Genomic DNA, 14,535 nt, shown 5'->3' on the forward strand with positions numbered 1-14,535 from the left:
CCGCCAGCCTGCGGTCGCCGACCGCGGCGGCGGCCGCCTCGTCGGCCCACCGCTCCACCTGGAACGCCAGCGGCTCGCGCAGGCCGCGCAGCGCGGGGTGCGCGCAGGCGGCGAGCCGCGCGAGCAGCAGCAGAAGGTGGTGCCGGCCCGTCAGATGGGCCCGTTCGTGCGCCAGCAGCACCGCGCGCTCGTCCGCGTCGAGACCGCGCAGCATACCGGCGGTGACCACGACGCCGCCCGGCCGGCCGGGCAGGGCGTAGGCGTCGGCGCCCTCGTCGGGCAGCACGGTGAGGTCGCCCGCGCGGGAGTGCCCGGCGAGCTCCCGGGCGACCCGGGCCCGCGCGGCGCGGTGGCCGTGCAGCACCCGCGCGACGGCCACGGCCACCGCCCCGGCGGCCATCGCCGCCACGACGCCGACGGGGACGGCCGCGGGCGCGACGCGCTCCAGCAGCGGCACGGACAGGTGGCCGAGCGACGCCACCACGGGCAGCCGCAGCACCGCCGCGCCCGCCAGCAGCGCCAGCGCCGCCCCGGACAGACAGGCGAGGATGACGGCGGCGGCCACGAGGAGCAGCGCGGCCGGGCGCGGCGGCAGGGCGGCGGCCAGCCGGCGGGCGGCCGGCACGGCGAGGAACGGGATGATCAGCGGCGCCCAGACGGCCCAGGTCACGATCGCTCCCCCGGTTCGGCGGCCTGCTCCAGCAGCTCCCTCAGCACGACCTCGTCGGCCGAGGTGAGCCGGGAGACGAAGCGGGCGAGCACGCCCTGCCGGTCGTCGCCCTTGTCCAGCTCGGTGTGCATGCGCTGGGCGGCGAGGGCGGCGCGGTCCTCGACGGCCGGGCTGTAGGCGTAGGCGCGCCCGGCGCGGACCCGGTCGAGGGTGCCCTTGGCGTGGAGCCGGGCCAGGGTGGTGGCGACGGTGGTGCGCGCGAGGGGTTCGGTGAGCGCGGCCTGGACCTCCGGCGGGGTGAGCGGACGGTCGGCCGCCCAGAGGACGACCAGTACGGCCGCTTCCAGCTCACCGGCCTGTCGGCGTATGTCCTCGGTCACCGGAACCTTCCTCTCCTCGCGATCGTCTACCGTCATGTAGACCGTCTATCGGAATGTAGACGGTGGCGTGCCCGTGGGGCACGTCCGTCCGTCCCCGATTATGGGAGGCCCCGCGCCCCATGCTCGCACCACCCTCCGCCCTTCCGGCCGCCCCCGTCCCGGCCGCGGCCGCGCCGACGGGCCCCTCGCTCGCCTTCGACGGTTCCACGGTCGACGGCGGCTGGTACACGGACGTCACCCAGCTGGCGCGGCACTCCTCGCCCCTGCTCAACGACGTCATGTCCGCGTGGTCCTCCTACGGCCTCGCCCTGTTCGCGCTGCTGATGCTGGTGGTGTGGTGGCGGGCGCGGCGCGCGGACGCCGCGACGATGGCCCGCGCCCTGGCCGTGCCGCTGGTGGTCGTCCTCGTCTACGGCGTGGACATGGTGCTGAAGTCGGTGGTGCGCGAGGTGCGGCCCTGCCGGTCGATCCCGCACAGCTTCACGCTGGAGTCCTGCCCGGCGCCGTCCGACTGGGCCTTCCCCAGCAACCACACGGTCATCGCCTTCTCCGCCGCCACGGCGCTGTGGCTGCTGGACCGGAGGCTGGGGGCGCTCGCCTTCCTGGCGGCCGTGGCGATGGGCTTCTCCCGGATCTGGGTCGGCGCCCACTATCCGCACGACGTCGCCGCCGGCGCGGCGGTGGGTGTGCTGGTCGCCCTGCCCCTGGCGGCGGCCTCCGGCCGGGCGGCGCCCTGGGTGGAGCGCGCCCGGCGCGGCAGGCTCCGCCCGCTGCTGGCCGCCGGCTGAGACGAGCGAAGGGCGCCGCCCCGGGAGGGGCGGCGCCCCGGGAGGGGCGGCGCCCTTTCGCGTGCCGTGGCGCCGGTCAGTCGTCCCGGCCGCGCCGGGCGTCGACCTGGACGAGGGCGTGGGTGCCGCTGGTGCGCCAGGGCAGCCCGCCGCTCTCCAGCGTGGTCACCGTGGCCTCGTCGAGGCCCGTGATCACATCGGACTTCAGGGTGCGCAGGGCGGCGACGGGCCCCGGGAAGTGGGCCGTCCGCTCGGTGAAGGGCGTGGTGGCCGGCCAGTGCCGGTCGTCGACAAGCCGGCGGTAGTTCAGGTCGCCCTTCATGACGGTCACCGTCGCCGCCGCGAACTCGGCGCGCAGTTCGCCGGGCATCTCGGCGTACGGCAGCGGGGCGCAGAAGAACGGGTGGGCGCGGACCTCGAGTTCCCCTCCGGCCATCGCCCGCCACAGCCGGTCGCCCGTCGCCGCGGCGCTCCTGCCCGGTGCCCGGCGGAGCCGGCGCAGGGCGTCGGCGACGTCGGCCATGGTGGCGTCGGAGACGTAGTAGGGGTACGGCTTGACGTGGAGGACGGCGCGGCGGGCCCGGCCGCTCCGCAGGAGGTGGTCGAGGAGGACCAGGTCGGGGATGAGCTCCGGGCCGGCGTTGTCCGCGACGAGGTGGACCTCGGCCGGGCGGCCCTCGGGCAGCAGGGACCACAGCAGGGAGCTGTCGTCCGCGACGAGGGCCGGGTCCGTGCCGTCGGCGCCCACGTCGCCGGCGGTGATGCGGAAGCCCAGGTCGGCCCGGTTGCCCCAGAGCGCGGCCCGCAGCAGGGCCGTGCCCCGCGCGGCGGGGTCCGCCTCCTCCAGCCGGTCGAGGACGGCCAGCGCGTCGTCGACCGCCGGGCCGGCGAGTTCGGCGTGCTTGAACGGGGCGAAGGGGTCCACGCCCTGCCAGGGGCCGGGGGCGAAGTAGCCGACGGCGTCGAGGAGCCTGCGGTAGAAGTAGCTCTCGGCCCACAGGAACGGCGCGGCGAACCACGAGGTGCCGAGGTGGCCCCGGTCCCAGGCCCGCCACCGCTCCCGGTCGGGGGCGCCGGCGGGCAGCGGCTCGATCACGCCGTCGGCGAGCTCGGCCAGCAGGGCGTCGAGGGCCCGGTGCCCGTCCGGGCCGTAGGGGGAGGCATCGCGCAGCCGCTGGACCAGCGCGGGGTGGCGCTTGGCCCACACCTCCCACGCGAACGAGCCGGGCTCGTCGCTCCGGATCACGGGGGCGGCGTCGGGTGCGGGCATGGCCTTCACTTCTCCTCCCATTTCTCCTCCACTGTGCGGCTGCTCCGCACCGTACCCGGCGGTCGCGTCACTTGAGGGCGCTGCGCTTCTTCCACTGGTCCCAGGTCTCCTGCCAGACCTCCAGGCCGTTGCCGACGTCCGTGACCTTGGTGCTGGTGGTGTTCTTGACCTCGACGGTGGAGCCGATCAGCAGGAAGTCGTAGATCTTCTTGGCGTCGCTCGTGGTCATGCCGAAGCAGCCGTGGCTGTTGTTCTCCACGCCGATGGAGTTGTTCCAGGGCGCGGAGTGGAGGAAGGTGCCGGAGGCGGTCAGGTGGGTGACCCACTTGGATTCCAGCATCCACTCGTTGCCGTGCCCGATCGTGGCGGAGTCCATGGTCTCGTCCGCGTTCTTGCTGCGCACGGTGTGGATGCCGCCGCGGGTGGGGTCCGTCGGGGAGCCGGCGGAGCCCATGATGTGGCCGACCTCCTTGCCGTCCTCGATCATCGTCAGCTTGTGGGCGGGGACGTCGATGACGGCCTTGCGGTCGGCGCCTATGGAGAAGCCGAAGTCGTAGTTCCGCGCGAACCAGCCGCCTTCGCCGGAGTCGACGCCCGACAGGTTGCCCTTCACGGAGACCTTGGTGCCGGTGGGCCAGTAGTCCTTGGGCCGCCAGTCGATGCGGTCCTGGCCGGACCAGTCCTTGACCCAGCCCCAGGAGCCTTCCACCTTCGGCTGGGTGGTGACGGTCAGGGACTTCTCTATCCCGGCGCGCTTGTCCGCGTCGACGGGGTGGTCGAAGAGGATGGAGACCGGCATGCCCGTGCCGACGGTCGAGCCGTTGCCGGGGGTGTTGGTGAGCTTGTTGACCTTCTCGGCCTGCTCGGTGGTGAAGGTCGCGGAGGCGGTGGACTCCTTGCCCTTGCCGCTCTTCCCGCCCTTGGCCTTGGTGTGGACGGTGTAGGTGGCGCCGGGGCCGGCGTTGCCGTCCGAGGTCCAGGAGGCGCCGTCGCCGGACATCCTGCCCTCGACCTTGTTGCCCTTGGCGTCCTTCACCTCCACCTCGGTGAGACGCCCGCCGTCGGCCTTCACCGAGATCGGCGAGCCGAGTTTGACGGCCGTCCCGCTCCCGGGCGTGATGGTCACCTTGGCCTCCGCACCGGCATCGGCCCCGGAACCGGAGCCCGAGCAGGCGGTGAGGACGAGGGAGCCCATGAGGGCGGAGGCCCACAGGACGGAGCGACGGCCCGTTCCGACGTGCACGTGAATGACCCTTTCTCGTACTTTCTCGCAGCGACAGACACCTCTACAGATGATCTGCACGCTTGTACGGTTGCACGGAGAAACGAAACATTTGCGCGATACAGCCAATAGGCGGCCGGACGCCCTGTTCGCGCGTCACCTCACGGGACGTCACGGCCCGAAACCTCCGGCCCGCGCCGACTACCCGATCGACGGATCCGGCGCCGATTCGCTCCCCCGTCCCCCTACCGGGCCCGTAGCGTCCGGTTGTGAACGGTGTGCGGAGGACGTGCGTGGATCGTCGAGGGGGGACGGGGACATGACGACAGCGGACGGGGTCACCACCGGAGCCGGGCGGCCGCCCCGCCGTGCCGTCCTGCGGTACGGCGCGGCGGGCGCGGCCGGGGCCGGCGCCGCCGGCCTCACCGGGCCCGCCGCCGCGTTCGCCGCCCCGCGCGGCGGCGGGAGCGCGCGGCGCGGCGGCCGCCGGGTGGCCGTGCTGGGCGCGGGGGTCGGCGGGCTGACGGTCGCCCACGAGCTGGCCGAGCGGGGCTTCGAGGTGACCGTGGTCGAGCGCCGCGCCGTCGCCGGCGGCAAGGCCCGGTCCCTGTACGTCCCGCACAGCGGCACCGGAGGCCGCCGCGACCTGCCCGGCGAGCACGGCCACCGAGGGGTCTTCGGCTTCTACCACAACCTCCCGGACACCCTCCGGCGGATCCCGCTGCCCGGCGGCGGCAGCGTCTTCGGCCGGCTCACGCCGGTGACCTGGATCGAGTTCGCCCGCGCCGGGGACCGCCCGGACATCCCCCTCCCCGTCAGACCCGGCTCGCTCTCGCTGTCCGGCGCGCCGCTGCTGGTCGCCACGCTCGGCGGGCTGCTCGCGGAGGGGCTGCGGCTGCCGCCGTGGGAGGCGGCCCACTTCGCCCGGCTGACCGTGACGCTCTTCACCAGCTGCGACGAGCGCCGGTTCGGCCAGTGGGAACACGTGGCCTGGTGGGACTACATCCAGGCGGACCGCATGTCCGAGGACTACCGAAAGCTGCTCGGCGGCGGGGCCCAACTGCTCCAGGCCCTGCGGCCCCCGACCGCCAGCACCCGCACCTGCGGCCAGGGCCTGGAGGCCATCTTCTACGACCTGCTCGGGCGCGGCAGCGACGGACCCGCCGACCGGATCTTCGCCGGTCCCACGAGCGAGGAGTGGATCGACCCCTGGGTCGCCCATCTGCGCGCCCTCGGCGTCCGGTTCGCCTTCGGCCGGACGGTCGCGCGGCTGGAGTGCCGCGCCGGGCGCGTCGTCTCCGCGACCGCCCGCGACCACCGGGGGGCGACCGAACGCATCGACGCCGACTGGTTCGTCGCGGCGGTCCCCGCCGACCGGGCGGTACGGCTGTGGGACGCCGCCCTGCGCGCCGCCGACCCCCGGCTCGCGGCCATGGACGGGCTGCGGCACACCTGGTGCAACGGCGTCCAGTACTTCCTGCGCCGCCCCGCGCCGGTCATCGCCGGGCACATCGCGCACGTCGACTCGCCGTGGAAACTGGTGTCGATCAGCCAGTCGAAGCTCTGGCGCGCGCCGTACGAGCGGACGTGGGGCGACGGCCAGGTACGGGAGTCGCTGTCCGTGGACGTCTCCGACTGGGAGACGCCGGGCATCCTCTACGGCAGGCCCGCCCGGCTCTGCACCCGGGAGGAGGTCGCCCGGGAGGTGTGGGCGCAGATGCGCGCCCACCTCGGCCGGGCCGGCCGGTCCGTCCTGGACGACTCCCTGCTGCACTCGTGGTATCTGGACGAGGCGATCGCCGAGGGCCCGGACGGGCTCCGCGAGGACGACCCGTACCTCCTCAACAGCACGAGTTCCTGGGAGCTGCGTCCGGACGCCGTGACCGCCGTCGGGAACCTGTTCCTCGCCGCGGACTACGTCCGGACGTACGCCAATGTGGACTTCACCTCGATGGAGACGGCCAACGAGGCGGGCCGGCGGGCGGCCGCCGGGGTGCTGACCGCCGCCGGGGCCTCGGAGGCGCCCGAGGTGCGGACGTTCCGGGGGTACGAGGCTCCGGAGTTCGCCGTGCTCAAGCGCGAGGACCGGGAGCGCTGGCGGCGGGGGCTGCCGCACGTCCTGGACACCGGGCGCCGGTGACGGCCGGGCCGCGCGAAGGGCGCGTCGTGCTCCCCGCCGGCCGGGGCGGGGAGCACGGCGGGGTCAGGCCAGCCGCGCGGTGACGGCCGCCAGTCTCTCGACGCCGGCGGCGAACTCCTCGGGCGTCAGTGCCTGGAAGGGGAGGCGGAGGAAGACCGTGCCGGCGGGCGGGGCGGCGGACCCCGGGTAGAAGGCCGAGCCCCGGGTCAGGAGCACGCCGTCCTCCTTCGCCGCCGTCAGGAACGTCTTCTCCTCCGTGGGGACGGGCAGGTGGACGCTGACGTAGTAGCCGCCCTCGGGGACGGTGATCAGCGCGTCCTGGCCGAGGTGCCGGCGGACGGCGGCCACGGCCGCGTCGTGACGGGGCTTCAGGAACCGGCGGGCCCGCTCGATGTTGCTCGCGGCCAGCCCGGCGGCCAGGCTCCGGGCGGCGACGGCCTGGAGCAGGGGCGCGGGCGAGAGGTAGGTGCCCTCGGCGAGGGCGGCGAGGGCGGTCACCGTGTGGGGCTCGGCGATGACGTAGCCGACGCGCAGCCCGGGGCTGAGGATCTTGCTGAGGGAGCCCACGGTCAGGACGCGCCCGCCGGGCGAGAGCTCGGCGAGCGGGGCGGGGGCGGTCCCCTCGAAGCGCAGTTCGCGGTAGGGGATGTCCTCGACGATGACGAAGCCGCGCTCCTCGGCGAGGCCCACCAGTTCGCGGCGCTTGTCCTCGCTGGTGGTGACGCCGCTGGGGTTCTGGAAGTCGGGGATGACGTAGAGGAAGGCGGGCGTCCGCTCGGCGAGCCGCTCGCGCAGGACGTCGAGGTCGAGGCCGTCGTGGCGCAGCGGGATGCCGGTCACGCGGGCGCCGTGGCGCTCGAATATCCCCACGGCGCGGTCGTAGGTGGGGGCCTCGACGTAGACGTCCGGCCCGGTGTCGCGCAGGAGGTGGGCGGCGAGCAGGTCGAGGGCCTGGAGGGAGCCGTTGGTGACGAAGATCCGCTCGGGGTCGGCGGTGTGGAACTTGGCGAGTTCCTCGCGCAGGGCGAGGTCGCCGGTGTGGTTGCCGATGGGCGCGTACTGGAACACGTCGTCCGGCCGGTCGGCGAGGACGGCCGCGGCCTGGGCGGCGAGTTCCTGGGCGGGAATGGCCTCGCGCGGGGGGATGCCGCGGGAGAAGGGGAACATGGTGCCTCCGTGGTCGGGGGTACGGCTGTGGGGGCGAACTCTGGGCGGGGCTGACGTGCCCCGTAAGGGGCGCGGGGAACTGCGCGACCAGCCACCGACGGCCCGCGGCCGGGTGACCTGCGTCGGGGTGAGTGCTCAGCCGCGGGCGGCCGGTACGACCAGGTCTCGCCCGACGTCCGCGACACTCTCGACGCCGAGCTGGAGCAACGTGTCCTCGATCTCACGACGCAGCAGCTCCAGCACCGCGCGGACGCCGGCGCGCCCGGCGAGGGCGAGGGCCCAGAGGTAGGGGCGGCCCAGGCACACGGCGTCCGCGCCCAGGGCGAGGGCCTTGACGACGTGGACGCCGGAGCGGATGCCGCCGTCGACGAGGATCACGCCCCGGTCGCCCACGGCGGAGGCGACCTGGTCCAGCGCGACGAGGCTGGGGATCTCGCCGTCGAGCTGGCGGCCGCCGTGGTTGGAGACGATGACGCCCTGGGCGCCGAGGTCGAAGCAGCGGCGGGCGTCCTCGGGGCCGAGGACGCCCTTCACCAGCAGCGGCAGGGTGGTGCGCTCGCGGATCCGGCGCAGGTCGTCCCAGGTGAGGGCGAGGCGGTCGAGGCGGGCGTTGGCGGGGATGTCGCCTTCCAGGATGCCCAGGGCCCGCAGGGTGCCGAAGTCGACGAAGGGCGGGGTGCGGAACCCGGATCGCAGGGTGGAGACGCGCCGGGCCGCGTGGCTGGCGTCCACGGTGACGACGAGGGCCGAGGCCCCGGCCTTCTCGGCCAGGGCGACGGTGGCGTCGACGTCGTCGAGGGAGCGGTAGGCGTAGAGCTGGAACCAACTGCCGCCGGGCGCGGATTCGGCGATCTCGGGGTAGGGGTAGTGGCTGTCGGTGCTGACGACGGAGATCGTGCCGGCGTCCTCGGCGGCCAGCGCCGTGGCGATCTCGGCGTGTTCGTGGAGCAGCCGCTGGGGGCTGGTGGGGGCGAGCAGCACGGGCAGGGAGAGCTGTTGGCCGAGGACGCCGGTGCGGGTGTCGGGAGTGGTGCCGGCCGTCGTGAGGACGCGGGGGCGCAGCCACACCTCGTCGAAGGCGGCGGTGTTGGCGCGCACGGTCTCCTGGGTGCCGGCTCCGCCGGCCACATAGGCCCGGATGTCGGCGGACAGGACGGTTTCCGCGGCGCGTTCGAAGTCGGGCAGGGTCAGTAATCTGGCGAGTTCCGTGTGTGCTGGCACTTGAATGTCCTCCGGGAAAAGGGGTTTTCACTTGCCGGCCGAATGTCAGGCGAATTGGTCGAAGGCCATCTTCACCACCATGCCCGTCACCACGAGGACGAGGACGGTGCGGACGAATCCCGAGCCCTTCTTGAGCGCCATGCGGGAGCCCAGGAGCGCGCCGGTTATGTTGCCGACCGCCATGCCGAGGCCCAGGGCCCACAGGACGTTTCCCTGGAGCGCGAAGACGGCCAGGGCGCCGAGGTTGGAACCGGCGTTGACGACTTTGGCCATGGCCGCGCTCTCGAGGAACTGCTTGGCCAGCAGGGAGGTGAAGAGGATGATGAGGAAAGTGCCGACGCCGGGCCCGAAGAGGCCGTCGTAGAAGCCGATGCCACAGCCCGCGACGGCGATGACGCCCATGCGGCGGCGGGTGCTCGTGGCCGACTGCAGGCTCTGGACGCCGAAGTCGGGCCGGAAGGCGACGAAGAGGGCCACGGACACCAGCAGCACCATGATGACGGGGCGGAACCAGTGGGTGGGGACGCTGGCGGCGGACAGCGCGCCGAGTGCCGCCGAGGGGACGGCCAGTCCGGCGGCCGGCAGGACGACGGACCGGTCCAGTTCGGTGCGGCGGGCGTACATGACGGCCGCGGTGGTCGTGCCCATGATCGCGGCTATCTTGTTGGTGCCCAGCGCGGTCGCGGGCGGGAACTGCGGGAACGTCAGCAGCAGTACGGGGATGAGCAGCACTCCCCCGCCGCCCACGACGGCGTCCACCCAGCCCGCGGCGCCCGCGGCCAGGAGCAGCCCGGCCACGTCGAACCAGTCCATGTCGTCCTCGATTTCACGTGCCGGAACGATGCCTGGTGCCCGCCGCCGGCCCGACGGGCACCTTGATCACACCACGCCCCGGATGTCGGCCATCCGCGGGATCACGCGCGGGCGCCGCATCATCCGCCGGGCCCACAGGGGGGTGGAGCGCAGCGAGTAGAAGCGGCGCAGCCAGCGGTCCGCGCCGTCGTAGCGGGGCGCGAACGCGGAACGGCCGTGCGCGGCGACGTGGTTGTCGACGATGACGAGGTCTCCGGGTTCGAGGACGATGTCCTGGCACACGGTCTCCAGCGCCCGCGCGAGGGCGTCCAGGGCGCGGGTGCCCCGGGTGTCGGCGGCGTGGGTGTGGTGGGAGTTGAAGCGCAGGAAGGCCCGGTCGGGGTCGCCGAAGATGACGGGGTGGGGGCCCGAGAGGGGTGGTGGCCCGGCGGCGGTGTCGCGGGTGAAGGAGGAGGGGTAGGCGCTGTGGTAGACGGGCTGCCGCAGGGCGGCGACGTCCTCGGGCGTCAGGTGGGCGATCGCCTCGCGGACCGAGGCGACGCGGGTGGCGGCGACGCCGTCGTGGTCGCGGCGCAGGCAGAGCAGGCCGAGGAAGTCGGGGCGCAGCGGGTGGTGGACGTTCTCGGTGTGGAAGTCGAAGGCCACGGAGCCGCTGTTCTCGATGCGGGTCTCCTCGCCGGGCACGGGGTGGACGTCGTGGATGAGGGCGCCGGACTTCTCGTCCTGGTATCCGACGAGGGAGCCGAGGAGGTCGGCGACGAGGGTGAGCATCCCGTCGGTCGGGTGGCCGTCGAGGGCGGCGGTGTCCTGGCCGGCGGGGGTGGGCGGGACGTCGCCGACGTCGAGGCCGCGCAGCAGGAGGTGGCCGTGGGGGGAGGTGCCCTCGGCGAAGTCGAGGAGGGGCTCGCGCAGGGCCGGTGGCAGGTCCAGCCGGAGGAAGGACATGGCGCCCGCCCCGGCGTCGGGGAAGCGGGCGGCCATTTCGGAGAGCTTCCATAATTTCTCGCGGTCCGGCCCGTTCAGCCGGTGGGTCCGTCTTATTTCCGCTACGAGGGCCACGGTGTTTCCTCCAGGCAGGTGCGAACACGAGCGCAGGCGCTTTTCAGAACGGCGTGAGCCGGGCGCGAAGAAGTGGAGGGGGAATTCGCTGGCGGTAAAGGTGTGATCACGCTATCCGGGCAGGTCAAATCATGTCAACGAGTGATTTCGGACAGCGGACGAGGGCATTCCCCGGCCTCGCGTCCCCTCCTGGATCATGCTCCTGAGCTGTGGTGATGAGAGCGCTCGACGTGACGCGCGGCCGGGATCCGGGTGGTGGCGGGCGACGCGTTTCAGCCAGCAACATTTATGGAGCGCAAAGTTCCGGCAATGCGTTGGTGTTATCGCACAAGGCACGGGGGCTTGACGTAAGGAACTTGTAACACGGCGTGGCCTGACGTTTCGTCGCCCCCGTGGTTGGCTTTCCGGGGTCATCCGCGTTTCCCTTCCCCGCCTTTTTCCAGGGAGTTCCGTGTCCACCGTCTGCCGACCCGTGCTCTGTCTTCCCGAACACACCGTGACCCTCGACGAGGCCGTCTCCCACATGGGCGCGCTGCACTCCGGTCATCCGAAAATCGGCACGGCCCAGCGGCTGATGCGCAACACCTCGGTGCGCACCCGGCACCTCGTCGACCCCTTCGCGGACGTCGTACGCCCCCGGACGTTCGGCGAGCGCACGCGCCGCTACGCGGAGGCCGGTACGGAGCTGGGCGTACGGGCCGCCCGGGGCGCGCTCGCCGAGGCGGGCACGGTGCCGGACGAGGTGGACCACCTCGTCCTCGTCTCGTGCACCGGCTATCTCCTGCCGGGGCTCGACGCGCGTGTGGCGGGCCGACTGGGGCTGCGCCGGGACGTCCGCAGGCTGGCCTTCACCCAGGTCGGCTGCGCGGGCGGCGCGTACGCGCTGGCGCGCGCCCGGGAGCTGGCCGCCGTCCGCCCGGGGTCCGTCACCCTGATCGTCGCGGTCGAGCTGTGCTCGCTGTCGTACCAGCCGGGGGACGACAGGATCGCCTCCTTCGTCTCGACCGCGCTCTTCGGCGACGCGGCGGCCGCCTGCGTCGTCCGGGAGGACCGGCCCGGGCTGCGGCTCGACGCCTCCTACGAGGACCTGGCGCCGGACACCCTGGGCCACATCTCCTACGAGGTCGACGAGCTCGGCTTCCACTTCGACACCAACCCGCGGATATCGCGCGTGGTCGCGGAGGCGATGCCCGGCCTGCGGCGCTGGCTGGAGGACGAGACGCCCGTGCTCGCGCCGCAGCCCGACTTCCTGGTCGGTCACACCGGCGGGCCGCGCATCATGTACGAGGTCAGCAAGGGGCTGGGCATCCCGCCGGCCATGTTCGAGCTCAGCGAGAACTCCCTGACCCGGCGGGGCAACACCGCGAGCGTCGTCGTCCTCGACGTGCTGGAGCAGACCTTCGACGACCCGCCGCGCGCCGGCGCCCAGGGGCTGGTCGTGGCCTTCGGCCCCGGGGTCACCACGGTGGCGGTGACCGGCACCTGGGCGGCGGCGTAGCGCGACCGGCCCCCACCGGCCCGCGGCGACCGGAGCGCGCTCCCGGCGGAGCGCTCAGTCCGTGTGGAGCGCCGGGTCGCTGACGCCGGGTTCGCCGGTCTCGACGTGTCCGGCGAACCGGCGCAGGAAGCCGGGGTCCGTCTCGGAGATCACGGTGATGTCGTACCAGCGCTTGCCGTGGCGCGGGTCCACGCTGTGGGTCACGGTACGGCCCGCCCGCACGGTGATCGTCCGGCGCTCGCCGCCGTAGGCGTCGGTCACGGTCAGCCGGCGGTCGGCGCCGCCCGGATTGGTCAGCGTCAGCTCCAGGCGGCCGCGGCGGCCGTCGTGGCGGGCGGTGACCTCGGGGGCCGCGGTGGTGCCGGGTCCCTTGAAGACGCGCAGGAAGCCGTTGGGGCCGTGCACCGACAGGTCGTAGGCGCCCTTGGAGTAGGCCGTGTTCCAGGTGTCGGAGATCTTCTTGCCGGCCTCGGTGGTGTACGTCCAGGGCCCGTCGGCGCGGTTCGCGGAGGTGACCGTGAAGGCGGCCCCGGCGTGCTCGCCCCCGCTGAAGGTGAGGGTGAAGCGCCCGGTGGCAGGGGTCGCGGCGCCGTCCGCGAGGGGTGCGTAGGGCAGCGGCCGGGTGCGCTTGGCGCCCCGTTCCTGCCGGGGCATGGCGGGGTCGGCGGGCGGCTTCGGCACATAGTCGGGGTGGCGCTCGCGGTCCTTGGGGGCGTAGCCGTCGGTGTCCGGCAGCTCGTCGTACTCGGTGCGCTTGAGGCCGAAGTCGAACGCCGAGGTGAGGTCGCCGCAGATGGCGCGGCGCCACGGCGAGATGTTGGGCTCGGCGACCCCGAAGCGGCGCTCCATGAACCGGAGGATCGAGGTGTGGTCGAAGGTCTCGGAGCAGACGAACCCGCCGGTGCTCCACGGGGAGACGACGATCATGGGGACGCGCTGGCCGAGGCCGTAGGGGCCGGCCGCGTAGTGGCCGTTGCCCTTGAAGACGTCGAGGGCGGTGTCGACGGTGGAGAGGCCCTGCGCGGCGGAGGCGGGCGGGAAGGGCGGGGCGACGTGGTCGAAGTAGCCGTCGTTCTCGTCGTAGGTGATGAACAGGGCCGTTCTGCTCCACACCTCGGGGTCGGAGGTGAGGGCGTCGAGGACCTGGGAGATGTACCAGGCTCCGTAGTTGACGGGCCAGTTGGGGTGCTCGGAGAAGGCCTCGGGGGCGGCGATCCAGGAGATCTTCGGGAGCCGGCCGGCCTGGACGTCGGCCCGCAGGACGTCGAAGTAGCCGTCGCCGTTCTTGACGTCCGTGCCGGTGCGCGCCTTGTCGTGGAGCGGGTCGCCGGGCTGGGCGTTGCGGTAGGCGTCGAAGTACAGGAGGGAGTTGTCGCCGTAGTTGCCGCGGTAGGCGTCCTGGATCCACCCCCAGGAGCCGGCCTTGTCCAGGCCGTCGCCCCGGTCCTGGTAGATCTTCCAGGAGATCCCGGCCTTCTCCAGCCGCTCGGGGTAGGTCGTCCAGCCGTAGCCGGCCTCCTCGTTGCCGAGGACCGGGCCGGCGCCCTTGCCGTCGTTGCCGGTGTGGCCCGTCCACATGTAGTAGCGATTGGGGTCGGTGGCCCCGATGAAGGAGCAGTGGTAGGCGTCGCAGACGGTGAAGGCGTCGGCGAGGGCGTAGTGGAAGGGGATGTCCTCACGGGTCAGGTACGCCATCGTGCCCGCGGATTTCGCGGGGATCCACCGGTCGTACTTGCCGTTGTTCCATGCCTTGTGGCCGCCGGCCCAGTCGTGGTTGAGGCCGGCGATGAACTGCATGCCCAGGTCCTGGGCGTCCGGGCGGTAGGGCAGGACGTCCTTGGCGCCGTCGGACTGATGGAAGACCGTCTTCCCGTTCTCCAGGAGCATCGGGCGGGGGTCGCCGAAGCCGCGGACGCCCTTGAGGGAGCCGAAGTAGTGGTCGAAGGACCGGTTCTCCTGCATCAGGACGACGATGTGCTCGATGTCCTCGATGGTGCCGGAGCGGCGGCGGGCGGGGATGGCGGCGGCACGGCCGATGCTGTCCGAGAGGGCCGCGAAGCCCGCGGTCGCGCCGGCGATCTGGAGGAAGCGCCGTCGATTGAGTTCAGCCATGGGTGAGGGACCTCTTGGGTGTGAGGGCTGGCAGCAGCAGAGTGGTCCAAGAGCATCCAGCGCCGGGGAAGCGGTGGTGTCGTCAGTGTGACGGCGGGTGGTACATGGAGGGAACAGGCGTGCCGGGGTGGAAACGGTGAGGGGCCGGACACCTTCGCGGGTGTCCGGCCCCTCGGCCGTCAGGTGCCGCGCCGG

The 14,535-nt window shown here is 73.2% G+C and carries 12 protein-coding genes; 3 read left to right on the forward strand and 9 right to left on the reverse strand.

What is annotated here, in order from left to right:
* Window positions 1-670: M48 family metalloprotease (locus ACX9I7_RS15480; RefSeq protein WP_459387665.1), on the reverse strand; the 670-nt coding region annotated here is incomplete at its 3' end.
* Window positions 667-1,050, reverse strand: a complete 384-nt coding sequence (locus tag ACX9I7_RS15485) for a BlaI/MecI/CopY family transcriptional regulator (protein ID WP_126917380.1) — start codon at window positions 1,048-1,050, stop codon at window positions 667-669. The genes ACX9I7_RS15480 and ACX9I7_RS15485, both read right to left, overlap by 4 nt.
* A 119-nt stretch (window positions 1,051-1,169) precedes the next feature.
* Here ACX9I7_RS15485 and ACX9I7_RS15490 point away from each other — a divergent pair, with 119 nt between their 5' ends.
* Window positions 1,170-1,838 (forward strand): phosphatase PAP2 family protein, encoded by a 669-nt coding sequence (locus ACX9I7_RS15490; RefSeq protein ID WP_358628967.1) that lies wholly within the window; start codon window positions 1,170-1,172, stop codon window positions 1,836-1,838.
* 76 nt (window positions 1,839-1,914) lie between these two features.
* Here ACX9I7_RS15490 and ACX9I7_RS15495 read toward each other — a convergent pair whose 3' ends face one another.
* Window positions 1,915-3,108 carry a damage-control phosphatase ARMT1 family protein gene (locus tag ACX9I7_RS15495; protein WP_387573762.1) on the reverse strand — a complete coding sequence of 398 codons (1,194 nt, stop codon included), beginning with the start codon at window positions 3,106-3,108 and terminating at the stop codon, window positions 1,915-1,917.
* Window positions 3,109-3,175: 67 nt separating this feature from the next.
* Window positions 3,176-4,351, reverse strand: coding sequence for a L,D-transpeptidase family protein (locus ACX9I7_RS15500; protein WP_387573764.1), 1,176 nt, complete (start codon window positions 4,349-4,351; stop codon window positions 3,176-3,178).
* Window positions 4,352-4,649: 298 nt separating this feature from the next.
* On the opposite strand from ACX9I7_RS15500, the gene ACX9I7_RS15505 reads away from it, so the two are divergent.
* Window positions 4,650-6,470, forward strand: coding sequence for a hydroxysqualene dehydroxylase (locus ACX9I7_RS15505; RefSeq protein WP_459387666.1), 1,821 nt, complete (start codon window positions 4,650-4,652; stop codon window positions 6,468-6,470).
* A 63-nt stretch (window positions 6,471-6,533) separates the two neighbouring features.
* Here ACX9I7_RS15505 and ACX9I7_RS15510 read toward each other — a convergent pair whose 3' ends face one another.
* From ACX9I7_RS15510 to ACX9I7_RS15525, 4 genes are all read right to left on the reverse strand, one after another.
* Window positions 6,534-7,637 carry an aminotransferase-like domain-containing protein gene (locus ACX9I7_RS15510; protein WP_459387667.1) on the reverse strand — a complete coding sequence of 368 codons (1,104 nt, stop codon included), beginning with the start codon at window positions 7,635-7,637 and terminating at the stop codon, window positions 6,534-6,536.
* A 135-nt stretch (window positions 7,638-7,772) separates the two neighbouring features.
* Window positions 7,773-8,858 carry an alpha-hydroxy acid oxidase gene (locus ACX9I7_RS15515; RefSeq protein ID WP_459387668.1) on the reverse strand — a complete coding sequence of 362 codons (1,086 nt, stop codon included), beginning with the start codon at window positions 8,856-8,858 and terminating at the stop codon, window positions 7,773-7,775.
* 45 nt (window positions 8,859-8,903) lie between these two features.
* The gene (locus ACX9I7_RS15520; RefSeq protein WP_387573772.1) at window positions 8,904-9,671 is read right to left on the reverse strand and encodes a sulfite exporter TauE/SafE family protein; all 768 of its coding nucleotides are present in this window, start codon (window positions 9,669-9,671) and stop codon (window positions 8,904-8,906) included.
* 66 nt (window positions 9,672-9,737) lie between these two features.
* Complete coding sequence (locus tag ACX9I7_RS15525; RefSeq protein WP_459387669.1) at window positions 9,738-10,730, reverse strand: TauD/TfdA family dioxygenase; 993 nt, start codon at window positions 10,728-10,730, stop codon at window positions 9,738-9,740.
* A gap of 451 nt (window positions 10,731-11,181) precedes the next feature.
* On the opposite strand from ACX9I7_RS15525, the gene ACX9I7_RS15530 reads away from it, so the two are divergent.
* Entirely contained in the window at window positions 11,182-12,228 is a 1,047-nt protein-coding gene (locus ACX9I7_RS15530; RefSeq protein WP_459387670.1) for a type III polyketide synthase, read from the forward strand.
* Between the two features lie 54 nt (window positions 12,229-12,282).
* Here ACX9I7_RS15530 and ACX9I7_RS15535 read toward each other — a convergent pair whose 3' ends face one another.
* The gene (locus ACX9I7_RS15535) at window positions 12,283-14,340 is read right to left on the reverse strand and encodes a phosphocholine-specific phospholipase C (protein WP_459387671.1); all 2,058 of its coding nucleotides are present in this window, start codon (window positions 14,338-14,340) and stop codon (window positions 12,283-12,285) included.
* Between the last annotated feature and the right edge of the window lie 195 nt (window positions 14,341-14,535).

The organism is Streptomyces sp. L500, assembly GCF_054551825.1.